Annotated in this window: 23 protein-coding genes and 5 tRNA genes; 10 read left to right on the forward strand and 18 right to left on the reverse strand. The window is 71.6% G+C overall.

Annotated features, from left to right (window positions below; all coding sequences use genetic code 11):
• Positions 1–140: 140 nt before the first annotated feature.
• Together IE308_RS15525 and IE308_RS15530 are read left to right on the forward strand one after the other, a co-directional pair.
• Entirely contained in the window at positions 141–374 is a 234-nt protein-coding gene (locus tag IE308_RS15525) for an Lrp/AsnC family transcriptional regulator (protein ID WP_003997603.1), read from the forward strand.
• A gap of 20 nt (positions 375–394) precedes the next feature.
• Positions 395–877: a DUF3515 domain-containing protein gene (locus tag IE308_RS15530; protein WP_190218419.1), complete on the forward strand. Its 483-nt coding sequence runs from the start codon at positions 395–397 to the stop codon at positions 875–877.
• 15 nt (positions 878–892) lie between these two features.
• On the opposite strand, the gene IE308_RS15535 is transcribed toward IE308_RS15530, so the two are convergent.
• The 3 genes from IE308_RS15535 to IE308_RS15545 are packed head-to-tail and all read right to left on the reverse strand — an operon-like array spanning position 893 to position 3,953.
• Positions 893–2,050, reverse strand: a complete 1,158-nt coding sequence (locus IE308_RS15535; protein WP_110631032.1) for a D-alanine--D-alanine ligase family protein — start codon at positions 2,048–2,050, stop codon at positions 893–895.
• 59 nt (positions 2,051–2,109) lie between these two features.
• Positions 2,110–3,120, reverse strand: a complete 1,011-nt coding sequence (locus IE308_RS15540; RefSeq protein WP_190218420.1) for an NAD(P)H-dependent glycerol-3-phosphate dehydrogenase — start codon at positions 3,118–3,120, stop codon at positions 2,110–2,112.
• Positions 3,117–3,953 carry a lysophospholipid acyltransferase family protein gene (locus IE308_RS15545; protein WP_190218421.1) on the reverse strand — a complete coding sequence of 279 codons (837 nt, stop codon included), beginning with the start codon at positions 3,951–3,953 and terminating at the stop codon, positions 3,117–3,119. The genes IE308_RS15540 and IE308_RS15545 overlap by 4 nt, the downstream gene beginning before the upstream one ends.
• Before the next feature lie 166 nt (positions 3,954–4,119).
• Here IE308_RS15545 and cofC point away from each other — a divergent pair, with 166 nt between their 5' ends.
• Together cofC and IE308_RS15555 are read left to right on the forward strand one after the other, a co-directional pair.
• The gene (cofC, locus tag IE308_RS15550; RefSeq protein WP_190218422.1) at positions 4,120–4,770 is read left to right on the forward strand and encodes a 2-phospho-L-lactate guanylyltransferase; all 651 of its coding nucleotides are present in this window, start codon (positions 4,120–4,122) and stop codon (positions 4,768–4,770) included.
• Between the two features lie 76 nt (positions 4,771–4,846).
• Entirely contained in the window at positions 4,847–5,050 is a 204-nt protein-coding gene (locus tag IE308_RS15555; RefSeq protein ID WP_190218423.1) for a hypothetical protein, read from the forward strand.
• Positions 5,051–5,116: 66 nt separating this feature from the next.
• Here the strand turns inward: IE308_RS15555 and IE308_RS15560 are convergent, their stop codons facing one another.
• From IE308_RS15560 to leuC, 4 genes are all read right to left on the reverse strand, one after another.
• Positions 5,117–5,764: an HU family DNA-binding protein gene (locus tag IE308_RS15560; RefSeq protein WP_190218424.1), complete on the reverse strand. Its 648-nt coding sequence runs from the start codon at positions 5,762–5,764 to the stop codon at positions 5,117–5,119.
• A 137-nt stretch (positions 5,765–5,901) separates the two neighbouring features.
• Complete coding sequence (locus tag IE308_RS15565) at positions 5,902–6,132, reverse strand: SCO5555 family protein (protein ID WP_110631024.1); 231 nt, start codon at positions 6,130–6,132, stop codon at positions 5,902–5,904.
• A 276-nt stretch (positions 6,133–6,408) separates the two neighbouring features.
• Positions 6,409–7,002 carry a 3-isopropylmalate dehydratase small subunit gene (gene leuD / locus IE308_RS15570; protein ID WP_190218425.1) on the reverse strand — a complete coding sequence of 198 codons (594 nt, stop codon included), beginning with the start codon at positions 7,000–7,002 and terminating at the stop codon, positions 6,409–6,411.
• 6 nt (positions 7,003–7,008) lie between these two features.
• Complete coding sequence (gene leuC, locus IE308_RS15575) at positions 7,009–8,439, reverse strand: 3-isopropylmalate dehydratase large subunit (RefSeq protein WP_190218426.1); 1,431 nt, start codon at positions 8,437–8,439, stop codon at positions 7,009–7,011.
• Between the two features lie 197 nt (positions 8,440–8,636).
• Here leuC and ndgR point away from each other — a divergent pair, with 197 nt between their 5' ends.
• A complete protein-coding gene (gene ndgR / locus IE308_RS15580) occupies positions 8,637–9,353 on the forward strand; it encodes an IclR family transcriptional regulator NdgR (RefSeq protein WP_110631018.1) in 717 nt (238 codons plus the stop codon).
• 67 nt (positions 9,354–9,420) lie between these two features.
• On the opposite strand, the gene IE308_RS15585 is transcribed toward ndgR, so the two are convergent.
• The gene (locus IE308_RS15585; RefSeq protein WP_190218427.1) at positions 9,421–9,948 is read right to left on the reverse strand and encodes a DUF4188 domain-containing protein; all 528 of its coding nucleotides are present in this window, start codon (positions 9,946–9,948) and stop codon (positions 9,421–9,423) included.
• Between the two features lie 38 nt (positions 9,949–9,986).
• On the opposite strand from IE308_RS15585, the gene IE308_RS15590 reads away from it, so the two are divergent.
• Complete coding sequence (locus tag IE308_RS15590) at positions 9,987–10,631, forward strand: MerR family transcriptional regulator (protein WP_190218428.1); 645 nt, start codon at positions 9,987–9,989, stop codon at positions 10,629–10,631.
• Positions 10,632–10,684: 53 nt separating this feature from the next.
• On the opposite strand, the gene IE308_RS15595 is transcribed toward IE308_RS15590, so the two are convergent.
• The 10 genes from IE308_RS15595 to IE308_RS15640 form a co-directional block, all read right to left on the reverse strand.
• Positions 10,685–10,757, reverse strand: a tRNA-Glu gene (locus tag IE308_RS15595).
• A gap of 28 nt (positions 10,758–10,785) precedes the next feature.
• A tRNA-Gln gene (locus IE308_RS15600) sits at positions 10,786–10,857 on the reverse strand.
• A 21-nt stretch (positions 10,858–10,878) separates the two neighbouring features.
• A tRNA-Glu gene (locus IE308_RS15605) sits at positions 10,879–10,951 on the reverse strand.
• A 29-nt stretch (positions 10,952–10,980) separates the two neighbouring features.
• Positions 10,981–11,053 (reverse strand) — tRNA-Glu (locus IE308_RS15610).
• A gap of 21 nt (positions 11,054–11,074) precedes the next feature.
• Positions 11,075–11,146, reverse strand: a tRNA-Gln gene (locus IE308_RS15615).
• 93 nt (positions 11,147–11,239) lie between these two features.
• Entirely contained in the window at positions 11,240–11,971 is a 732-nt protein-coding gene (locus tag IE308_RS15620; RefSeq protein ID WP_190218429.1) for an HAD family hydrolase, read from the reverse strand.
• A 78-nt stretch (positions 11,972–12,049) separates the two neighbouring features.
• Positions 12,050–13,279, reverse strand: a complete 1,230-nt coding sequence (locus IE308_RS15625; RefSeq protein WP_190218430.1) for a hypothetical protein — start codon at positions 13,277–13,279, stop codon at positions 12,050–12,052.
• A 129-nt stretch (positions 13,280–13,408) separates the two neighbouring features.
• Positions 13,409–14,884, reverse strand: a complete 1,476-nt coding sequence (gene gltX / locus IE308_RS15630; protein WP_373314506.1) for a glutamate--tRNA ligase — start codon at positions 14,882–14,884, stop codon at positions 13,409–13,411.
• Positions 14,877–15,662 (reverse strand): fumarylacetoacetate hydrolase family protein, encoded by a 786-nt coding sequence (locus IE308_RS15635; protein WP_190218432.1) that lies wholly within the window; start codon positions 15,660–15,662, stop codon positions 14,877–14,879. The genes gltX and IE308_RS15635 overlap by 8 nt, the downstream gene beginning before the upstream one ends.
• Positions 15,663–15,783: 121 nt before the next feature.
• Positions 15,784–15,972, reverse strand: a complete 189-nt coding sequence (locus IE308_RS15640) for a hypothetical protein (protein WP_162655403.1) — start codon at positions 15,970–15,972, stop codon at positions 15,784–15,786.
• A gap of 610 nt (positions 15,973–16,582) precedes the next feature.
• Between IE308_RS15640 and IE308_RS15645 the strand changes: the two genes are divergently transcribed.
• The 4 genes from IE308_RS15645 (at position 16,583) to IE308_RS15660 (ending at position 21,929) form a co-directional block, all read left to right on the forward strand.
• Complete coding sequence (locus tag IE308_RS15645; protein ID WP_190218433.1) at positions 16,583–20,443, forward strand: sensor histidine kinase; 3,861 nt, start codon at positions 16,583–16,585, stop codon at positions 20,441–20,443.
• 9 nt (positions 20,444–20,452) lie between these two features.
• Entirely contained in the window at positions 20,453–20,866 is a 414-nt protein-coding gene (locus IE308_RS15650; RefSeq protein WP_023546525.1) for a roadblock/LC7 domain-containing protein, read from the forward strand.
• A 111-nt stretch (positions 20,867–20,977) separates the two neighbouring features.
• On the forward strand, positions 20,978–21,373 hold the full coding sequence (locus IE308_RS15655; RefSeq protein WP_110631000.1) for a DUF742 domain-containing protein: 396 nt from the start codon (positions 20,978–20,980) through the stop codon (positions 21,371–21,373).
• On the forward strand, positions 21,354–21,929 hold the full coding sequence (locus tag IE308_RS15660; protein WP_190218434.1) for a GTP-binding protein: 576 nt from the start codon (positions 21,354–21,356) through the stop codon (positions 21,927–21,929). Before IE308_RS15655 ends, IE308_RS15660 begins: the two co-directional genes overlap by 20 nt.
• Positions 21,930–21,984 lie beyond the last annotated feature (55 nt).

Genomic DNA, 21,984 nt, shown 5'->3' on the forward strand with positions numbered 1-21,984 from the left:
GTCGGGACCGCCGTCCTGTGGCGTCCCCGCACCCCGGCACGCGCGCGCCAGGTCCCGTAGGTCTCCCCGTGGCGACCGGCGACGCGATACCGTGGCGTTCCTTTTCCCCACATGATCCTCGTGGCCGCCCTGGAGGTTCCGTGGTACAGGCGTACATCCTGATCCAGACGGAGGTCGGCAAGGCGTCGACCGTCGCCGAGACGATCAGCAAGATCCCTGGAGTCATCCAGGCCGAGGACGTCACAGGACCGTACGACGTCATCGTCCGCGCCCAGGCCGACACCGTCGACGACCTGGGCCGCATGGTGGTCGCCAAGGTCCAGCAGGTGGACGGCATCACCCGCACCCTGACCTGCCCGGTCGTTCATCTGTAGCCCCCGTCTACCCTTGGCCGGTGAGCATCTTCCGTCACCGGCCTCTCGGCCTGCCCGCACTCGTCCTGCTGATCGCCACCGCGGGCTGCTCAACGGCAGACGACAGCGCGCGGGCGGCGGTTCCCTCGCCGGGGGCCGAGGTGTCCGCATTGTGCGGGAACCTGGACAAGGCCCTGCCGTCCGAGGTGGACGGCACCGGTCGCCGGGATCCCGCGCCCGCGTCCGCGCTGACCGCGGGGTGGGGGGACCCGGCGATCATACTGCGCTGCGGGGTGCCGCGGCCCGCGGAGATGGACGACGAGGAGGCCGACGGCGTCGAGGTGGACGGGGTCGGCTGGCTGCTGCAGAAGCGGCAGGACGGGTCGTTCCGGTTCACGACGACGCTCAGGAAGGCGTACGTCGAGGTGAGCATTCCCGAGGGGCGCACGGGGGACGGTATGGCGCCCCTCGTCGACGTCGCCCCGGCTGTCAAGAAGGCGATCCCCGCAGGGATCGCCGACTAGCCAGGGCCCGGGTTCTCAGCGCAGTCCGGTCGGCCTGCGCAGGGCCGCCTGGATGAGGCGGTCCACCAGCTCCGGGTAGGAGATGCCGGTCGCCTGCCACATCTGCGGGTACATCGAGATGGGCGTGAAGCCGGGCATCGTGTTGATCTCGTTGATCACGAACTCGCCGTCCTCGGTGAGGAAGAAGTCCGCGCGGACCAGCCCCTCGCAGGACGCCGCCTCGAAGGCGTCCACCGCGAGCCGCCGCACCTCGGCGGTCTCCTCGTCGGTGAGCGGCGCCGGGACGACGCCCGGGGTGGAGTCGATGTACTTGGCCTCGAAGTCGTAGTAGGCGTGCGCGTCCGGCGGCGGGATCTCGGCGGGCACCGAGGCGCGCGGGCCGTCCTCGAACTCCAGGACGCCGCACTCGATCTCGCGGCCCCGCACGGCGGCCTCCACGAGGATCTTCGGGTCGTGCCGCTGCGCCTCGGCGATCGCCTCGTCGAGCCCGGACAGGTCGTCCACCTTGGTGATGCCGATGGACGAACCGGCCCGCGACGGCTTCACGAACAGCGGCCAGCCGTGCTCGCCGGCGAAGTCGACGATCTTCTTGCGGGCGGCGGAGACGTCCTGCTGCCACTCGCGCGGCCGGATCACCACGTACGGGCCCACCTTGAGCCCGAAGGAGGTGAACACCCGCTTCATGTACTCCTTGTCCTGGCCGACGGCCGAGGCGAGCACACCCGAACCCACGTACGGCACACCGGACAGCTCCAGCAGGCCCTGGAGGGTGCCGTCCTCGCCGTACGGGCCGTGCAGCACCGGGAAGACGACGTCGACCTCGCCGAGCGCCTTGGGCACGGAGCCGGGCTCGCTGTAGACGACCTCGCGGCTGGCGGGGTCGACGGGGAGCACCACGCCGCCCTCGCCGGACTCGGCCAGCTCCTCGACGCTGGGCGTACGGCGGTCGGTGATCGCCATGCGCTCCGGCTCGTCGGCCGTGAGCGCCCACCGGCCGTCCTGGGTGATGCCGATCGGCAGGACGTCGTACTTCGTCCGGTCGAGGGCCTTGAGGACGGCGCCGGCGGTGACCACGGAGATCCCGTGTTCGGAGCTGCGCCCACCGAACACGACGGCCACGCGCGGCTTGCGAGGCGGCTGCTCAGGGCTCTGGGGGAGGTTCTCGGTGCTCATATCGCGATGAGCGTACCCGCCCGTAGGGCCCGAGTCAGCGTCCGGCGGCGCGTCCTCGCTCAGCGTCGCTCGGGCTTCGCACTGCGCGACATCAGCTCCTTCACGGCGACCACCGGGGGCTTGCCCTCGTGGACGATCGCGACGACCGTCTCGGTGATCGGCATGTCGACGCCGTGCCGGCGGGCCAGATCCAGCACCGACTCGCAGGACTTGACGCCCTCGGCGGTCTGCCGGGTGACCGCGATGGTCTCCTGGAGGGTCATGCCCTTGCCGAGGTTGGTGCCGAAGGTGTGGTTGCGCGACAGCGGCGAGGAGCAGGTCGCCACCAGGTCGCCCAGGCCCGCCAGTCCGGAGAAGGTGAGCGGGTCGGCTCCCATCGCGAGGCCGAGCCGCGTGGTCTCGGCGAGGCCGCGGGTGATGAGCGAGCCCTTGGCGTTGTCGCCGAGGCCCATGCCGTCCGCGATGCCGACGGCGAGCCCGATGACGTTCTTCACCGCGCCGCCGAGTTCGCAGCCGACGACGTCGGTGTTGGTGTACGGCCGGAAGTACGGCGTGTGGCAGGCGGCCTGGAGCCGCCGGGCGACGGCCTCGTCGGTGCAGGCGACGACGGCGGCGGCCGGCATGCGGGCGGCGATCTCGCGGGCCAGGTTGGGGCCGGTGACCACGGCGACGCGGTCCGGGCCGACCTTGGCGACGTCCTCGATGACCTCGCTCATCCGCATGGTGGTGCCGAGTTCGACGCCCTTCATCAGGGAGACGAGGACGGTGCCCGGCGCCAGCAGCGGCGACCAGGCGGCGAGGTTGTCGCGCAGGGTCTGGGAGGGGACGGCGAGGACGGTGAAGTCGGCGCCGCGCAGGGCCTCGGCCGGGTCCGCGGTGGCCCGCAGATTCTCCGGCAGCTCCACGCCCGGCAGGTAGTCGGGGTTGGTCCGCGTGGAGTTGACCGCGTCGGCCAGCTCGGCGCGGCGGGCCCACAGGGTCACCTCGCAGCCGGCGTCGGCGAGGACCATGCCGAAGGCGGTGCCCCAGGAGCCGGTGCCCATGACGGCGGCCCGGACGGGAGTGCTCACGTGCCCTGTCCTTCCGCCTGCTTCCCCGGGGCCTCGGCCCGCGCCTGCGCCTCGGCCTGCGCGTCGGCCTGCGCCTTGGCCTTGGCCCGCGCCTCGGCCTGCGCCTGGGTGCGGCGCCGCTGTTCGATGCGCTCGCGGCGCGGGTCGTACGGCGTCTCGGGCGCCTTCTCGCCGCGGATCTCCTCCAGCTGGCGGGTGATGGCGGCCATGATGACCTCGGTGGCCTCCTTGAGGACGTCCGCGGTCATCTCCTTGCCGTAGAAGCGGGAGAGGTCCACGGGCGGGCCGACGAGGACGTGGTGCGTCTTGCGCGGCAGGAGGTTCGGCTTCTTGGCGTACGGCGGCAGCAGTTCGTTGCAGCCCCACTGGGCGACCGGGACGACCGGGCACTTCGTCTGCAGGGCGACGCGGGCGGCGCCGGTCTTGCCGGTCATGGGCCAGCCGTCCGGGTCGCGGGTCAGGGTGCCCTCGGGGTAGAAGGCGACGCACTCGCCGCGCTCCACGGCGTCGATCGCGGCCCGGAAGGCGCTCAGCGCGTCGGTGGACTCGCGGTAGACGGGGATCTGCCCGGTGCCGCGCATCGCGGCGCCCACGAACCCCTTCTTGAAAAGCCCGCTCTTCGCCAGAAAACGCGGAACCCGTCCGGTGTTGTACTGGAAGTGGGCGTAGGCGAAGGGGTCGACGTGCGAATTGTGGTTCACCACGGTGATAAATCCGCCCTCGGCCGGAATGTGCTCCATTCCGCGCCAGTCCCGCTTGAGCAGAGCCACCAGCGGGGGTTTGCAGATCACTGCGGCGAAGCGGTACCAGAAGCCGATTCTGCGGCGGGGCACGCGAACACCTTCCTGTCGAGCTGCCACCGGGGCCGGGGGGCCGCACAAGTGTCGCCCCAGGCCGCCGGTCTGTCGAGAACACCGTACGCCCCGCTGTCCCGGCTGCCCGATGGTCCCGGTGACAGCTGGGTGACAATGGCGGCGACACGGAAGGGGCGGTACGTCGGTGCAGTGGACCTTGGTCATCCCCCTGAAGCCCTTGGCGCAGGCCAAGAACAGACTCGCGGACGCAGCCGCCGACGGGGTGCGCCCCGGCCTGGCCCTGGCGTTCGCCCAGGACACGGTGGCGGCGGCGCTGGCCGCGCCCGGGGTGCGGGATGTGGCGGTCGTCACGGGTGATCCACGGGCGGGCCGCGAGCTGGCGGCGCTGGGCGCGCGGATCGTCGCCGACGAGCCGGGCGGCGGGCTGAACGTCGCACTGGCGCACGCCGCGGACGTCGTACGCTCCGCACGCCCCGACGGCGCGGTGGCGGCGCTCAACGCCGATCTTCCCGCGCTGCGTCCGGCGGAATTGGCCCGGGTCCTTCGGGCGGCGGCGGAATTCCCGCGCGCATTCCTGCCGGACGCCCCGGAAATCGGCACGACGTTCCTGGCGGCGACGCCCGGTCACGCATTGCGGCCGGCATTCGGCGTGGATTCCCGCGTGCGCCACCGCAGCTCGGGCGCGGTGGAACTGGCGCTGACCGGGGTGGACTCCGTACGCCAGGACGTGGACACGGCGGAGGACCTGCGAGCGGCGCTGGCGCTGGGGGTGGGCCGGCACACGGCGGCCGCGGCGGACCGGCTGCTGACGCCGGACGGCAGGGCAACGCCCTAGGGGAACTGCGCGAGAACCCCCCACGCGCCCCACCCGTGTCGCCGCCGCACCCCCCACGGCGCAGTACGCTCGCCCTATGCAGGCGACCGCATACACGTACGACCCAGCCACCCGCACCGGCCAGGTCCTGCTCGACGACGGCACCCCCGTCCCCTTCGACGCCCCGGCGTTCGACGCGGGCGGCCTGCGGCTGCTGCGGCCCGGGCAGCGGGTGCGGATCGAGACGGAGGGTGAGGGCGCGTCCCGCCGGATCACCCTGGTCACGCTGCAGACCTTCTGACACACCGCGGGCCGGACTCCGTAGGGGAGTCCGGCCCGGCGCGTGAGGGTCCCTGCGCTCCGCGGTTCAGCGGGCGGTGGTCTTCTTGGCGGTGGTCTTGCGAGCCGTCGACTTCTTGGCCGGGGCCTTCTTGGCGGTCGCCTTCTTCGCCGGGGCCTTCTTGGCCGTGGTCTTCTTGGCGGTGGCGGTCTTCGCCGTCGTCGTCTTCTTGGCGGCGGCCGTGGTGGTCTTCTTGGCCGGTGCCTTCTTCGCGGTGGTCTTCTTCGCGGCCGCCGTCGTGGTCTTCTTGGCGGGGGTCTTCTTCGCGGTGGTCTTCTTCGCGGCGGCCGTCTTGGTGGTGGCCTTCTTCGCGGCGGCCTTCTTCACCGTGGCGGTGGCCCCGCCGCTGAGGCTGCCCTTGGGGGCCTTCTTGACGGCGATGTCGCCCTTCGGGAGCTTCTTCGACCCGCTGACCAGGTCCTTGAACCCCTGCCCGGCGCGGAAGCGGGGGACGGAGGTCTTCTTCACCCGGACCCGCTCGCCGGTCTGGGGGTTGCGGGCGTAGCGGGCCGGACGGTCGACCTTCTCGAACGAACCGAACCCGGTGACCGAGACGCGGTCACCCCCGACGACCGCGCGGACGATGGCGTCCAGGACCGCGTCGACAGCATCGGCGGCCTGCTGGCGGCCGCCCATCTTGTCGGCAATCGCTTCTACGAGCTGCGCCTTGTTCACGTCTTCCCCTTCGGAGACATTGCCCGAACGAAAGTGTTCAAGCTTTTTCGCACGTTAGGCAGATATATACCGCAAATCAAACACGAAACGGGCTTATCACCCGTGCGCCGCAACGAACTCGGCTGTCTCGGACGTGATCAGCGGTCCTCTTCGGGGATCCGCCCCGCGTCCAGGTCCGCCATGAACCCCTCCAGACGCCTTGCCGCACCGGCGAGATCGTGCTTGGCCGCGGCCGTAATGACCAGCAGCTTCCGGGTCAGCGCCATCCGTACGCCCTCCGGGACTTGCAGTGCGCGCACCCTTGCGTGCGCTTGTTTGAGTCGGTCCGCGACTGCCGTATAGAGCTCGAGTTGGCCGTCGTGTTCCATGCACAGATTGTGCCATCTGGGGCGAGTTGTCGCCCGCTCAGGGGGTAACTGCCGCCTCAAACGGCCGTCCGGGCACCTCCGGAAGCCGCATCCCTGAGCCTCGCGTACCCCGGCAATCACCGTCGTAACGTGGGAAGTTGTCCTGTGGCACGCCGGCGGGCGGGGCCGATCGGGTGCAGACACGGCTGTACCCCCGATCGGGCTGATCGGGGGTACAGGAGGGGGTCGAGCGGTGGCCGAAAGTCGACCCGTTCAGCGCCGGTGCGGCGCCTTGGTTCAGACCTGGAGCGTGCGCGGCTTGTACGCCGGGCGCTTCTGCTCGTACGCGGCGATGTCCGCCTCGTTCTGCAGCGTGATGGAGATGTCGTCCAGGCCGTTCAGCAGCCGCCAGCGGGCGTTCTCGTCCAGCTCGAAGGAGGCGGTGATGCCCTGCGCGCGCACCTCACGCGTCTGGAGGTCCACCGTGACCTCGGCGGTGGGGTCGGCCTCGACCAGCTCCCACAGCGCGTCCACGATCTTCTGCTCCAGAACGACCGTGAGCAGGCCGTTCTTCAGCGAGTTGCCGCGGAAGATGTCGGCGAAGCGGGAGGAGATCACGGCCTTGAAGCCGTAGTTCTGCAGCGCCCAGACGGCGTGCTCGCGGGAGGAGCCGGTGCCGAAGTCGGGGCCGGCGACCAGGACCGTGGCGCCCTGCCGCTCGGGGCGGTTGAGCACGAACTCGGGGTCCTTGCGCCAGGCCTCGAACAGCCCGTCCTCGAACCCGTCCCGCGTGACCTTCTTGAGCCAGTGAGCAGGGATGATCTGGTCGGTGTCGACGTTGGAGCGGCGCAGCGGGACGGCCCGGCCGGTGTGCGTGGTGAATGCTTCCATGACTGATCAGACTCCAGCGGGCGTACGGGTGGCGGCGTCGGTGAGGTCGGCCGGGGAGGCCAGGTGGCCCAGGACCGCCGTGGCGGCCGCGACCTGCGGCGACACCAGGTGGGTACGGCCGCCCTTGCCCTGCCGGCCCTCGAAGTTGCGGTTGGAGGTGGAGGCGGAGCGCTCACCCGGGGCCAGCTGGTCGGGGTTCATGCCGAGGCACATCGAGCAGCCCGCGTGCCGCCACTCGGCGCCGGCCTCCTTGAAGACGACATCCAGGCCCTCGGAGACGGCCTGCAGACCCACCCGCGCGGAGCCCGGGACGACCAGCATCCGTACGCCGTCGGCGACTTTGCGGCCCTTGAGCAGCTCGGCGGCGGCGCGCAGGTCCTCGATGCGGCCGTTGGTGCAGGAGCCTACGAAGACGGTGTCCACCTTGATGGAGCGCAGCGGCTGTCCGGCCTCCAACCCCATGTACTCCAGGGCCTTTTCGGCGGCCAGGCGCTCCGAAGCGTCTTCGTACGAAGCGGGGTCGGGGACGTCCGCCGAAAGCGGCGCGCCCTGGCCCGGGTTGGTGCCCCAGGTGACGAACGGCGACAGCTCGGCGGCGTCGATCACGACCTCGGCGTCGAACTCGGCGTCGTCGTCGGTCCTCAGCGTCTTCCAGTACTCGACCGCGGCGTCCCAGTCGGCGCCCTCGGGGGCGTGCGGGCGGCCCTTGAGGTAGGCGAAGGTGGTCTCGTCGGGGGCGATCATGCCCGCGCGGGCGCCGGCCTCGATCGACATGTTGCAGATGGTCATGCGGGCCTCCATCGAGAGCTTCTCGATGGCCTCGCCGCGGTACTCCAGGACGTAGCCCTGGCCGCCGCCCGTGCCGATCCTCGCGATGATCGCCAGGATCAGGTCCTTGGCGGTGACGCCCTCGGGCAGCTCGCCGTCGACCGTGATCGCCATGGTCTTCGGGCGGGCCATCGGCAGCGTCTGGGTGGCCAGCACGTGCTCGACCTGCGAGGTGCCGATGCCGAACGCCAGCGCGCCGAAGGCGCCGTGCGTGGAGGTGTGCGAGTCGCCGCAGACGACGGTGGTGCCGGGCTGGGTCAGGCCCAGCTGCGGGCCGACGACGTGCACGACGCCCTGCTCGACGTCGCCCAGCGGGTGCAGCCGCACCCCGAACTCGGCGCAGTTCTTGCGCAGCGTCTCCAGCTGGGCCCGGGAGACCGGGTCGGCGATGGGCTTGTCGATGTCGAGGGTCGGGGTGTTGTGGTCCTCGGTCGCGATGGTGAGGTCGAGGCGGCGGACCTTCCGGCCGCTCTTGCGGAGGCCGTCGAAGGCCTGCGGGCTGGTCACCTCGTGCAGCAGGTGCAGATCGATGTAGAGGAGGTCGGGCTCGCCCTCGGCGCGCCGGACGACATGGTCGTCCCAGACCTTCTCCGCGAGTGTCCTACCCATCGCTTTCCCTCCGGCCGGCGTGAACTCCACCGGCCCAACTAGAGATCTTGAGGAGGCGATGCCCGCGCCCCTGCGTCCGGACAACCGCCACCAGGCCCGTTGATCCGCGGGCCGCTGTGCCTTCGTGCAATCCAGAGTGGCGGGTTCCGGAGAAAATTGAACTTGCGTTTCACAGAGTGAGACGCGAGTATCGTTGCATGGACAACAGTAGCGGCGTCGGCGTTCTGGACAAGGCGGCCCTCGTCCTGAGCGCTCTGGAGTCCGGTCCGGCCACCCTCGCGGGACTGGTCACGGCCACCGGACTGGCACGACCCACGGCCCACCGCCTGGCCGTGGCCCTGGAACACCACCGCATGGTGGCACGCGACATGCAGGGCCGGTTCATCCTCGGCCCGCGCCTGGCCGAACTGGCCGCGGCGGCCGGCGAGGACCGGCTGCTGGCGACGGCCGGCCCGGTGCTTACCCACCTCCGTGACGTCACGGGCGAGAGCGCGCAGCTCTACCGCCGCCAGGGCGACATGCGCATCTGCGTCGCCGCGGCGGAGCGCCTGTCCGGACTGCGGGACACGGTCCCGGTCGGTTCGACGCTCACCATGAAGGCGGGCTCCTCCGCGCAGATCCTCATGGCCTGGGAGGAGCCGGAGCGCCTGCACCGCGGTCTGCAGGGCGCCCGCTTCACGGCGACGGCCCTGTCGGGCGTACGGCGCCGGGGCTGGGCCCAGTCGATCGGCGAGCGTGAGCCGGGCGTGGCCTCGGTCTCCGCGCCGGTGCGCGGCCCCTCCAACCGCGTGGTGGCCGCCGTGTCGGTCTCGGGGCCCATCGAGCGCCTGACCCGCCACCCGGGCCGGATGCACGCCCAGGCCGTCATCGACGCCGCGGCCCGCCTCTCGGAGGCCCTGCGCCGCTCCGGCTGACCGTCCCCGCGGCAGCGCGGAGGGGCCTGCCCCAACGCCGCGACAGGCCCCTCCGCTCTCCCCCCGGTCAGTTGGCTTCCTCGACCGCCTCCACCCGCGCGGACCGGTACGCGAACCGGTCCCTCGCGGACCGGCCGCGCCGCTCCAGCGGCACCTGTCCGTGCGCGGCGGCCAGCCCGAAGGGCGGCATGTCGGCGTAGATCGCCTCGTAGGAGCCCTCGGGCACGACGTAGGCCTCGTGCCAGAGCCCGACGCCGCCGCGGAGCTTCCCGCTCCGCTCCTTGCGGTTGACCAGCGCCCAGAACCGGTGGTGCAGGCCGTCCGGCGCGCTCGCGTAGGCGTAAAGCTTCTCCTTGGACTCCCAGTACTGGACGACGTAGTACGTCCGGGGCGAGGCGGTCAGCAGCACATGCGAGAGCAGTCCGCGCTCGGGGGCCTTCTTCAGCTCGGCCAGCATGCGGGGCATGCCGAGCAGCACGGGCAGCCATTCGCGCACCGCCCGGAACCGGTTGATCCGCATGCCGATCAGCAGGACGACCACATCGCCTCGGGCGTCCGCGGTGGCACGGCTTATGCCTGCACGTTTCGGATCCATACTTGGATAGTGCCGGTACCCAACAAGGAGCACAAGGGATGCGACTGGCCGAACTGAGCGAGCGCAGCGGGGTGTCCACCGCGACGATCAAGTACTACCTGCGCGAAGGGCTGTTGCCGCCCGGCCGGCAGATCAACCGCACGACGGCCGAGTACGACGAGGAGCATCTGCGCCGGCTGCGGCTGGTGCGGGCGATGATCCAGGTGGGCCGGCTGCCGGTGGCGACGGTGAAGGAGGTGCTGGGGCACGTCGACGACGACTCGCTGGGCCGCACGATGCGCCTGGGCGCGGCGCTGTGGTTGCTGCCGCAGGTCGCCGAGCCGGATGCGGACGACGAGTACGTCCGGGCCGCCCACGAGGAGGTCGGCGCGCTCCTGGACCGGCTGGGCTGGCACAACGCCCGGCAGCTGGCGCCCCTCTCCCCCGCGTACCGCTCCCTGGTGGTGGCGGTGGCCGCGTTCCGCAGGCTCGGCTACGCCTGGGGCGCCGAACAGCTCGCGCCGTACGCCGAGTTGATGCACCGGACGGCCGTGCTGGACCTGGACAACATGGAGACCCACCCCTCGGACGCGGAGCAGGTCGAGTTCGCGGTCCTCGGAGCGATCCTCAACGAGCCGACGCTCCGGGCACTGCACCGGCTGGCCCAGGAGGAGGAGTCGGTACGGCGGTACGGCTTCGCCTGACCGGCGCCGGGCACGACGAAGGCCCCCCGCCGAAGCGGAGGGCCTTCCTCTTGTACCCCCGACCGGATTCGAACCGGCGCTACCGCCTTGAGAGGGCGGCGTGCTAGGCCGCTACACAACGGGGGCGTGGACTCTGCGTTTCCGCAGGTCCGAGCTGGTCTACCTGGACTCGAACCAAGACTAACTGAACCAGAATCAGTCGTGCTGCCAATTACACCATAGACCAATGATGGTTTAGACCAGTCAGTACCCCCGACCGGATTCGAACCGGCGCTACCGCCTTGAGAGGGCGGCGTGCTAGGCCGCTACACAACGGGGGCCCTAGCGATCTCGACAGGATCGAGATCAGTACCCCCGACCGGATTCGAACCGGCGCTACTGCCTTGAGAGGGCAGCGTGCTAGGCCGCTACACAACGGGGGCTTTGCAGATAAGCTCTGCGAGCTGGCCTACCTGGACTCGAACCAAGACTAACTGAACCAGAATCAGTCGTGCTGCCAATTACACCATAGGCCACTGGAACTCAAGCCCCCTGAGGGGATCTCGTTCTAGTTTCGCTCCTCCGGGTCCCGGCCTTTCGGCCCGCTCCCCGGCGGCGCAGGAAGAACATTACCCGAAGGTCGACCGGGCTCCAAAACGGGTATCGGCGCCGAGCACCGCCGGGAGTTCGGCGAGGCTCGCGATCCGGCGCGGGCCCTGGGGCGCGTCACCGCCGGTACGCGCCCCGTCACGGTCGATCCACACCGACAGCAGACCGGCCTCGGCCGCGCCGCGTCCGTCGATGTCCGGGTGGTCCCCGACGTAGGCGACCTCGTGCGGGGCGAGGCCGAGGGCCGTGCAGGCGGCGTGGAAGGCGGCCGCCTCGGGCTTGGAGACGCCCAGCTCGGCGGCGCACAGGATGGTCTCGAAGCGGTCGTGCACGCCGAGCACGCGCAGCTTGCGGTCCTGGACGGTGAGGCTGGAGTTGGACAGCACCGCGTGCCGGTAGCCGGCGGCGAGGGCGTCCAGGGCGGGCAGCACGTCCGGGAAGAGCGCCCAGGCGGCCTCGTAGTGGGTGATGTACCGCTCGAACCAGGCGTCGGCCTCGCTGTCGGTCAGGCCCGTGCCGAGGAAGGTGCGCACCCGGTCCCGGCGCTGTCCCTCGAAGGTCGTCTCGCCCGCCGAGAAGCGCCCCCAGTGCAGGTGGGTCGCCTCCCGCCAGCGGGCGAGGGCCTCCTCGGCGCTCGCGTACGCCTCGAGAAGGCCCTCGGCGGCCAGGTGGGCCCGCATGCCGGCGCGGTCCGCGCTCGTGTAGGCGAAGAGGGTGTCGTCGACGTCCCAGACCACGGCTCGGATGCTCATGAGCCGACCGTAGCCCGGCGGTGGCCCGTGCGGGACGGTTCCGGCGGGGTCGGTTCACCGAGGTCTGCCCGGTCACGGTCAGGGTCCGGGCCCTGGCCGTCGCGAGGCCTCGCGGTGAGCGTCCAGGTGTAGCTGCCGGTGACGCGTCGGCCGTCGCTCCACCGCCCGTCCCAGGAGGCGCGGACCGCGGCGTCGGCGGAGGCGCCGGTGAGGGTGCGCGCGACGGTGCCGCCCGTGGTGCTCAGGGTCAGCGTCCAGGTGGAGGGCTTGCCGAGCTGCCACACCGGCTGCCAGGGCTCGGCGGCGGCCGGGCCGGGGGCGGCGTCCGTCTGCGCCTCCATCCGGGCCGCCGGCGAGGTCGGGACGCCCGCTGTGACGATCGCCACCTGGTCCTGCGCGGTCAGGTAGGCGAGGTTGCCCCCCGAAGCGGTCCACGGTCCAGCGGCCGGTGTTGCCCCCGGTGTCCCTGTCGGTCGCCTGGAGCACGGCCACGGTGCGGGTGGTGGCGGTGCCGGTGTGGAAGTCGGTGAGCAGCAGCTCGTGGGTGGTGCGGTTCTCGCGGACCAGCCAGCCGTCGGCGAGGCGGGCCTGCCCGGCCGGGACGGTGATCGCGCGGCCGGCCGCGCGGTCGTACACCCCGGCCGGGCCGCTCGCGCCGCAGCTCCAGTACAGCCAGGTGTCGACCGCCTGGATGTCGCTGGGGGAGCAGGGGGCGCCCGTGTTCACCGTGGCGACGTTCCTGTTGCTCTTGAGGTCGGGGGCGACGACCGTGCCCTGGGTGCTGCGTGGGGATCCACAGCCGCTGGCCGCAGATCGCGGCGGCGGTATGGGTGCGGCTGAGGACGATCTCGCCGCCAGGTTGCCGACGACCAGCCAGCGGTCGCTGGAGGTCACCGTCGTGGAGCCGGGCACGGACACCCCGAGGGTGCCGTCGGCGAGGTCGACGAGCCCGGTACGCGCGGTGCCGTCCAGGCGGTGGACGACGGCGGCCCGGCGGACGGAGCCGCCGGTGACGACGGTGCCGGTGAGTTCGGCGCCGAACGGGAGGCCGGTGACCGGCAGGTCCCGGGTGGTGCCGTCGGCGGCGGCGCGCAAGATGTGCGGGGCGCCGGCGGCGGCCTTGTAGGTCTGGCCCTCGGGCAGGGTGACCGTCGCCGTGGCGCCGGTGGAGCGGTGCTGCTGGGAGACGGTGCCGGTGCCCCGGGTGTTGATCACGTCGGTGCCGGTGGCGAGGTCGTCGGGGCCGGCGTGAGCGGGCGGGTTGCCGCCGTCGTAGGCCACCCAGACGGCCTGTGGGGAGGTCTTCATGGCCATGGCCCCGCGATCACCAAATCCCTTGCGGGCGGCGGGAGTTGAGCGGAGGGGTGAACTGCCGGTGACGAAACGGGGGGCGGCCCGGCTCGCGCCGGTGCCGCCCCCCATGGGTGCGGGTGGCCGTCAGGCCGTCAGCCGCTCCAGGGCCGCGTCGATGCGGGCCAGCGCCTTGTCCTTGCCGAGGACTTCGAGGGACTCGAAGAGCGGCAGGCCGACCGTGCGGCCGGTGACGGCCACGCGGACGGGGGCCTGGGCCTTGCCGAGCTTGAGGCCGTGGGCCTCGCCGGCGGCCAGGACGGCCTCCTTCAGCGACTCGGGAGAGGACCAGTCGGCCGCGTCCAGCTTCTCGCGGGCCGTGCGCAGCAGGGCGTCCGAGCCCTCCTTCATCGCCTTGGTCCACGACGCCTCGTCGAAGACCGGCTCCGGCAGGAAGAGGAAGTCGACGTTGTCGGTGATCTCGGACAGGACCTTCAGGCGGGTCTGCGCGTGCGGCGCGATGGCCTGCCACTTGGCCTCGTCGAAGTCCTCCGGCGCCCAGGGCGCGAACGGGGCCTTCAGCCAGGGGCGGCAGCGCTCGGTGAAGTCCTTCACGTCCAGCAGGCGGATGTGGTCGCCGTTGATGGCCTCGCACTTCTTCAGGTCGAAGCGGGCCGGGTTGGGGTTCACGTCCGTGATGTCGAAGGCCGCGACCATCTCCTCGACGGAGAAGACGTCCCGGTCGGCCGAGAGCGACCAGCCGAGCAGCGAGAGGTAGTTGAGCAGGCCCTCGGGCAGGAAGCCCTGCTCCCGGTAGAGGTTCAGGGAGGACTGCGGGTCGCGCTTGGAGAGCTTCTTGTTGCCCTCGCCCATGACGTAGGGCAGGTGGCCGAACTCGGGGATGCCCTTGGCGATGCCCAGCTCGATCAGCGCCTTGTACAGCGCGATCTGGCGCGGGGTGGAGGAGAGCAGGTCCTCACCGCGCAGGACGTGGGTGATCTCCATCAGCGCGTCGTCGACCGGGTTGACGAGCGTGTAGAGGGGGGCTCCGTTGGCTCGTACGATCCCGTAGTCCGGGACGTTCTCCGGGGTGAACGTCAGCTCGCCGCGGACCAGGTCGGTGAAAGTGATCGTCTCGTCGGGCATCCGGAAGCGGACGATGGGCGCGCGGCCCTCGGCCTTGTACTGCTCGACCTGGGCGTCGGTCAGCTCGCGGCAGTGGCCGTCGTAGCCGGACGGCATGCCGGCGGCGCGGGCGGCCTCGCGGCGGGAGTCCAGCTCCTCCTGGGAGCAGTAGCAGTGGTAGGCGTAGCCGCCGTCGAGGAGCTTCCGCGCGACGTCCGCGTAGAGGTCCATGCGCTGCGACTGGCGGTAGGGCGCGTGCGGGCCGCCGACCTCGGGGCCCTCGTCCCAGTCGAAGCCGAGCCAGCGCATCGCGTCGAGCAGCTGGTTGTAGGACTCCTCGGAGTCGCGGGCCGCGTCGGTGTCCTCGATGCGGAAGACCAGGGTGCCCTGGTGGTGGCGCGCGAAGGCCCAGTTGAACAGGGCGGTGCGGACCAGGCCCACGTGGGGGTTACCGGTGGGCGAGGGGCAGAAACGGACGCGAACAGGTGCGCTAGCCACGCTTGACAACCTTGTTGGTGAGAGTGCCGATGCCTTCGATGGTGACGGCGACCTCGTCGCCGACGTGGAGGGGGCCGACCCCAGCCGGGGTGCCGGTGAGGATGACGTCGCCGGGGAGCAGCGTCATGGCCTCGGAGATGTTGACGACCAGGTCCTCGATGGAGTGGATCATCTCGCTCGTGCGGCCCAGCTGGCGCTGTTCGCCGTTGACGGTGAGCTGGATGGTGAGGTCCTTGGCGTCCTGCAGCGAGAGGTCCGTCTCCACCCACGGGCCGAGCGGGCAGGAGGTGTCGAAGCCCTTGGCGCGGGCCCACTGCTTCTCGCGCCGCTGCACGTCCCGCGCGGTGACGTCGAGGGCGCAGGTGTAGCCGAGGACGACGTCCGCCACCCGCTCGCGCGGGACCTCGCGGCACATGCGGCCGATGACGACGGCCAGCTCGGCCTCGTGCTGGAGGTCCTCGGTGAAGGAGGGGTACTGGATGGCGTCGCCGGGGCCGATCACCGCGGTGGACGGCTTGAAGAAGGCGAAGGGCGCGGCGGGGACCTCGTTGCCCAGTTCGCGCGCGTGCTCGGCGTAGTTGCGGCCGAAGGCCACGACCTTGTTGGGGAGCACCGGGGGCAGCAGCCTGACCTTGCTCAGCGGCACCTTCGTCCCGGAGAGCTCGAAGTCCGCGAACGGGATGCCCTTGATGATGTCGAGGACGAGCTCGTCCGGCTTGTCGCCTTCGACCGCGCCGAAGGCGACGTTCCCGTCGATGGAGAACCTGGCGATGCGCACGGGATCCTTGCGCCCCTTAACTTGTCACTGAGCTGGCTGGAGTCTGACGCTCCAGGCTAACGCGGGCAGAACGACGAAGGGCGCCCGTCTGCCGACGGGCGCCCTCGGTGTCCGCGAGAGGTCACTGCGCGGCGGTGGCCGCGACCGGGATCTCCTGGAGGATCGTGCGCCGGGGGTTGGCGGTCTGGGCCGGCAGCTCGACGGGGTGCTCCGGCTGCACCGGCGTCTGCAGTTCGCCGGAGTCCTTCAGGTGGGCCAGCGTCGTACGGCGCGGGTTGGCGATCCTGTGGAACATCATCGTCGTCTTCACGGTTGAACTGAACCTCGTCGTGTCGGGGCGCGGAGGGGGTCCTGAGCCGGATCAACGTACCCCACGGGCGCGTGGTTACCAGACTGTTGCTTTCTGTAAAGCGTCAGGCTAAACGTGCGGATTCCCCGCCGAGAGGTGGAGGGAGCGTGCGCGGCGTGTGAGTTTGCTCACGGATCCCGGCTCAAATCGGTCAATTCAGGCCTGCGGTCGAGACCACTGAAACGGACATTGCGCCCCTGAAGCGCTCATTCCGCTCCTGATCATGGCGACTGGGACACCTGTCACCACTCGGCGACCCGTCAGCGTTTGCCCGGTTCGTACCGAATCGGCCTCCACACCTGGTAATCCGGCCCTCACAAGGTGTCACGGTGGTCACAGGTGGGTCCGCGTACCTTGTTGGAGATCCGGCACTGTGCTGGAATGCCACGGACCGCCGCGGGATCGAGCCGGCGCACAGGGGGCGCACACAGCGCCGAGTGGCGGCCAGAAGGGGGAGCCAGCGCCGGTCACTCACGACCACCCGGGGGGCGTATTCAGGACGCTCCCCACAACGCCGACACCGTCCTTCCGTTCACGCGGGAGGGCGCCTGGTCCAGAGGTTGCGACGCTAGTGCAGGGACGTTTCAAGAGGGATGGCAGCGCTTCGGCGGAGCCGGAGCCGCACGGCGGGACTGGCCCGATGGCCGGCAGCTCCTCGCCCCAGCACGCCCAGAACCCGGGCCCGGGCCCGTCCGGCGACGCCGGTGACCGCTCCGGACGCCCCGGCGCGTCCGCCTCGCCGTCGGGCGCCGCGCCCAAGACCGCTTCCCCCGCGGTGAAGGCGACGAAGAACCCCGCCGGCCCCGGCCCCCGAATAGCCCTGCGCAACTGGCGCATCTCGACCCGTCTGGTCTCGCTGCTCGCGCTGCCCGTGGTCGCCGCGACCACCCTCGGCGCCCTGCGCATCAACGAGTCCATGGACGACATCCAGCAGCTCGACAACATGAAGCTGCTGACGGAGATGACCAAGCAGGCCACCGAGCTGGCCATGGCCCTGCAGGACGAGCGCGACCAGTCCGCCGGTCCGCTCGCCCACAAGAGCACCGCCGACTACACCGTCGCCGGCTACCGCACCCGCACCGACCGCGCCCGGACCAACTTCCTCAAGGCCTCCGACGCGGTCGACGACGCGAGCACCGACGGCAACCTCCAGGGCGTCCGCGACAGCGTCATCGGCATCGCCCGCGACCTGAACTCGCTCAGCAAGATCCGCCAGCGGGCCTTCGCCGACCAGGGCAACGCCACCCAGACCGTCGAGGCCTACCACCGGCTCATCACCCACCTGCTGGACCTCTCCCAGGACATGGCCGAGGCCACCAGCAACCCGGAGATGATCCAGCGCACCCGCGCCCTCGCCGCGTTCTCCTCCGCCAAGGAGTACGCGTCCGTGCAGCGCGCGATCATCGCCGCCGCGCTGCCGGCCAACAACACCACCTACGGCAACCTGTCCGAGAACGACCGGGCCTACGCCCAGTCGGCGCTGGACAGCGAGAACTCCGAGACCAACACCTTCCAGGCCATCTACGGCACCGAGAAGGCGGTGGAGCTGCTCAAGCCCATCGAGCAGGGCAACCCCACCATCGAGGCCACCGACCTGTACGCGAGCCGCGCGCTGAGCGGCACCGGCGGTCTGAAGAAGCTGGACAAGCGGTCCTACCGGGACTGGGTGGACGACAGCTCCACCAAGATCCAGCAGATGAAGAACATCGAGCACCAGCTGCTCGACGAGATGGAGCAGAAGGCGCGCGCGCTGCGGGCGGAGTCCGAGCGCGAGGCGATCATCTCCGGTGCGCTCATCCTGCTCGTCCTCGGCGTGTCCCTGGTCGGCGCGTTCGTCGTGGCCCGCTCCATGATCCGCTCGCTGCGCCGGCTGGAGGAGACCGCCACCAAGGTCGCCGCCGAGCGCCTGCCCGAGCTGGTCAAGCAGCTGTCCGAGTCCGACCCGCAGGACGTCGACACGTCCGTGGAGTCGGTCGGTGTGCACTCCCGGGACGAGATCGGCCGGGTGGCCGCGGCCTTCGACGACGTGCACCGCGAGGCGGTCCGCCTCGCCGCCGAGCAGGCCCTGCTGCGGGGCAACGTCAACGCGATGTTCACCAACCTCTCGCGCCGCTCCCAGGGTCTGATCCAGCGCCAGCTCTCCCTCATCTCCGAGCTGGAGTCCCGCGAGGCCGACCCGGACCAGCTGTCCTCGCTGTTCAAGCTCGACCACCTTGCGACGCGTATGCGCCGTAACGGTGAGAACCTCCTCGTCCTCGCGGGTGAGGAGCCCGGCCGCCGCTGGACCCGTCCGGTCCCGCTGGTCGACGTGCTCCGCGCCGCCGCGTCCGAGGTGGAGCAGTACGAGCGCATCGAGCTGGCCTCGGTGCCCGCCACCGAGGTCGCCGGCCGCGTCGTCAACGACCTCGTCCACCTGCTCGCCGAGCTGCTGGAGAACGCGACCTCGTTCTCCTCGCCGCAGACCAAGGTCAAGGTCACCGGTCACGCGCTGCCCGACGGCCGTGTGCTGATCGAGATCCACGACACCGGTATCGGCCTCTCCCCCGAGGACCTCGCGGCGATTAACGAGCGGCTCGCCTCGCCGCCCACCGTGGACGTCTCCGTCTCCCGCCGCATGGGTCTGTTCGTGGTCGGCCGTCTGTCGCAGCGCCACGGCATCCGCATCCAGCTGCGCCCGTCCGACTCCGGCGGTACGACCGCGCTGGTCATGCTGCCCGTGGACGTGGCCCAGGGCGGCAAGAAGCCGCAGCCGCCGAAGGCCGGCCAGGGCGGTGTCGGCGGTCCGGCCGCCGCGCAGGCCGCGGCCGGTGCCGCGGCGGCCCGCCGCCAGGCCCAGCAGGGCCAGGGCGGCGGCGCGCTGGGCGCGGGCGCGCAGGGCGGTGCCCTGGGTGCCGGTGCGCCCGGTGGCGGTCGCCTCGGCGCGGGCCAGGGTCCGCGCGCCGCGCTGCCCGGCCAGGACGGCGGCCGTGCGGGCGGGCCCGGGGCGCAGGGCGGTGCCCGCGGTCCGCAGGGTCCGGGTGCGCCGCAGCAGGGCCGGCCCGGCGTGGGCGCCGGCTTCGGCGGTCAGGCGCCGACCAGTCCGCAGGGCCTCCAGGCCGCCGGTACGACCGGTCCGCAGGGCCAGCAGCAGCACCAGAACTTCCCGGCCCCGGCAGCGGGTGCCCCGCAGGGCCTGCAGGCCGCGGGCACCTCGGCGCCCGGGCAGGACGCCTTCGGCGCCGGCCGCCGCAAGCGCGGCGCCGACGGCCAGGGCGAGGGCCAGGGCCGCCGCGGCCGTCAGCCGCAGCTGCCGCCGCGCGGTGGCGCGCGGGCCGAGCTGCCCGGCGGCTCCCCGCAGCCGCGCACGCCGAGCTGGAGCGACGACGCCGCGCAGCCGCCGGTGCCGCGCGCCTCGCTGGACGCCCCGCGCGGCCACGAGGAGCCGGACGCCGCGCACACCTCGCGCATGCCGCGCGTCGACGACCGGCAGGGTCCGGGTGCGACCGCGGAGATCCCGGCGGTCCGCGACGACCGCCAGGGCCCCGGCAGCACCTCGGAGTTCGCCCGCCCGGACTTCGACGCGCCGAGCCCCGCGGACCGCGGTGACAGCGACCAGTTCGTGCGCTCCGACGTCTTCGGCGCGCCGGGCGGCCAGAACACGCCGTCTCCCACGGGCCAGTTCGACCGCCCGCAGGGCTACGGCAACGGCCAGACCGGCCAGTTCGACCGTCCGCAGGCCTACGACAACGGCTCCACCGGCCAGTTCGCCGCCCCGCAGGGCTACGACAACGGCGGCACGGGCCAGTTCCCGGCGCCGGGCCAGGACGCCTCGGTCACCGGGCGGCACGCGCTGCCCGGCCGGCCGGAGTCCTCCGGCGCCGGCCAGTTCGAGCGCCCGCAGACCGGCGGCTACGGCTACCCCCAGCCGGAGCGGCCGGCGGCCCCGCAGCGTCCCGCCCGTCCGGAGCCGGAGGCGCTGCCGCCGGCCACGGGCCCGGGGGACGGCCGTACCCCGCTGTACGACACGCTGGAGACCAACTGGTTCCGCGGCGGCACCGGCGGCGGACAGGCACCGCAGGCCCCCCAGGCGGGCGGCTCGGCACCGGCCCCGCAGCAGGCGCAGCAGACCCCTGCCGCGCAGCAGCAGCGGCCCGCCACCTCCGGCTGGCGCACGTCGCCCAACGACGACCTCGTCCGGCAGGCGGAAAGGGTGCGTCAGCCGGCCTCCGGCGGCGTCACCACCTCAGGCCTGCCGCGCCGCGTGCCCCGGGCGAACCTCGTCCCGGGCACGGCTCAGCAGCAACAGCACCAAAGCGGTCCGCAGGTCTCGCGCGCTCCCCAGGACGTGCGCGGCCGGCTGACCAATCTCCGTCGGGGTATCGCTCAGGGCCGTCAGGCCGGCAGCGGCCAGACCGGCAGCTTCCCGAGCCCCACTCACCAGCAGGAGCGTTAGTTGAGCCAGATGAGCCAGGCGGCACAGAACCTCAACTGGTTGATCACCAACTTCGTGGACAACACACCCGGTGTGTCCCACACCGTCGTCGTGTCCGCGGACGGCCTGCTGCTGGCGATGTCGGAGGGCTTCCCCCGCGACCGCGCCGACCAGCTGGCGGCCGTCGCGTCCGGTCTCACCTCGCTGACGGCCGGGGCCTCCCGGATCTTCGAGGGCGGCACCGTGGCGCAGACGGTCGTCGAGATGGAGCGGGGATTCCTCTTCCTCATGTCCGTCTCGGACGGCTCGTCCCTGGCCGTCCTGGCGCACCCCGAGTGCGACATCGGCCTCGTCGGCTACGAGATGGCGCTCCTGGTCGACCGCGCGGGCGCGGTGCTCACGCCCGACCTGCGCGCCGAGCTCCAGGGAAGTCTGCTTCACTGACCGGCCCCGGATCCACCCGTCTCACCAAATCACCGTCCGGCCGCCACAATCCCCCCACCGGCCCCGTCAGACGGCACGACCGCTCGACCTGCTGTCCCGCCCGGAGGATTCATGACCCCGCCCACCGCCCCTCATGATCCGTACGCCGAGCCGTACGAGGAAGAGGGCGACCAGCCGCTGGTCAGGCCGTACGCCATGACCGGCGGCCGGACCAGGCCGCGCTACCAGCTCGCCATCGAGGCGCTGATCAGCACCACCGCCGATCCCGCGGCGCTCATGGGGCTGCTCCCGGAGCACCAGCGCATCTGCCACCTGTGCCGTGAGGTGAAGTCGGTGGCGGAGGTCTCGGCGCTGCTCAACATGCCGCTCGGTGTGGCCCGGATCCTCGTCGCGGACCTCGCCGAGGCCGGTCTCGTCGCGATCCACCAGCCGGGCGGCGACGAGGCCACCGGTGCTCCGGACGTGACACTGCTCGAAAGGGTGCTCAGTGGACTTCGCAAGCTCTGAATCTTCGCGCTCCACCACTTCCGCGAAGATCGTGGTGGCGGGCGGCTTCGGCGTGGGCAAGACCACGTTCGTCGGCGCCGTCTCGGAGATCAACCCGCTGCGCACAGAGGCCGTCATGACGTCCGCTTCGGCCGGCATCGACGACCTGACCCACACCGGGGACAAGACGACCACCACGGTCGCCATGGACTTCGGCCGCATCACGCTCGACCAGGACCTGATCCTGTACCTGTTCGGTACGCCCGGACAGGACCGCTTCTGGTTCATGTGGGACGACCTGGTCCGCGGCGCGATCGGCGCGGTGGTCCTCGTCGACACGCGGAGGCTCGCCGACTGCTTCCCCGCCGTCGACTACTTCGAGAACAGCGGCCTGCCCTTCGTCATCGCCCTCAACGGCTTCGACGGACAGCAGCCCTACGCGCCGGAAGAGGTGCGGGAGGCCCTGCAGATCGGGCCGGACACTCCGATCATCACGACGGACGCCCGGCACCGCGCCGACGCCAAGTCCGCCCTCATCACGCTGGTGGAACATGCCCTGATGGCACGCCTGCGGTAGGGCAAATGACCGCTTGCATACGGCAGTTGTCGTAGGTACTCCGGAGCCGGCTGTG

This window comes from Streptomyces griseosporeus (assembly GCF_014656055.1).
Lineage (GTDB): Bacteria > Actinomycetota > Actinomycetes > Streptomycetales > Streptomycetaceae > Streptomyces > Streptomyces griseosporeus.

Excerpts from the sequence above, each read along its gene's own strand:
- leuD (WP_190218425.1), bottom strand. The coding sequence starts at position 7,002 with ATGGAAGCATTCACCACGCACACCGGCCGGGCCGTCCCGCTGCGCCGC.
- IE308_RS15655 (WP_110631000.1), top strand. The coding sequence starts at position 20,978 with ATGACCCCGCCCACCGCCCCTCATGATCCGTACGCCGAGCCGTACGAG.
- IE308_RS15650 (WP_023546525.1), top strand. The coding sequence starts at position 20,453 with ATGAGCCAGGCGGCACAGAACCTCAACTGGTTGATCACCAACTTCGTG.
- IE308_RS15565 (WP_110631024.1), bottom strand. The coding sequence starts at position 6,132 with ATGGAACACGACGGCCAACTCGAGCTCTATACGGCAGTCGCGGACCGA.
- IE308_RS15625 (WP_190218430.1), bottom strand. The coding sequence starts at position 13,279 with ATGAAGACCTCCCCACAGGCCGTCTGGGTGGCCTACGACGGCGGCAAC.
- ndgR (WP_110631018.1), top strand. The coding sequence starts at position 8,637 with ATGGACAACAGTAGCGGCGTCGGCGTTCTGGACAAGGCGGCCCTCGTC.
- IE308_RS15555 (WP_190218423.1), top strand. The coding sequence starts at position 4,847 with ATGCAGGCGACCGCATACACGTACGACCCAGCCACCCGCACCGGCCAG.
- leuC (WP_190218426.1), bottom strand. The coding sequence starts at position 8,439 with ATGGGTAGGACACTCGCGGAGAAGGTCTGGGACGACCATGTCGTCCGG.
- IE308_RS15585 (WP_190218427.1), bottom strand. The coding sequence starts at position 9,948 with ATGGATCCGAAACGTGCAGGCATAAGCCGTGCCACCGCGGACGCCCGA.
- IE308_RS15620 (WP_190218429.1), bottom strand. The coding sequence starts at position 11,971 with ATGAGCATCCGAGCCGTGGTCTGGGACGTCGACGACACCCTCTTCGCC.
- IE308_RS15590 (WP_190218428.1), top strand. The coding sequence starts at position 9,987 with ATGCGACTGGCCGAACTGAGCGAGCGCAGCGGGGTGTCCACCGCGACG.
- IE308_RS15535 (WP_110631032.1), bottom strand. The coding sequence starts at position 2,050 with ATGAGCACCGAGAACCTCCCCCAGAGCCCTGAGCAGCCGCCTCGCAAG.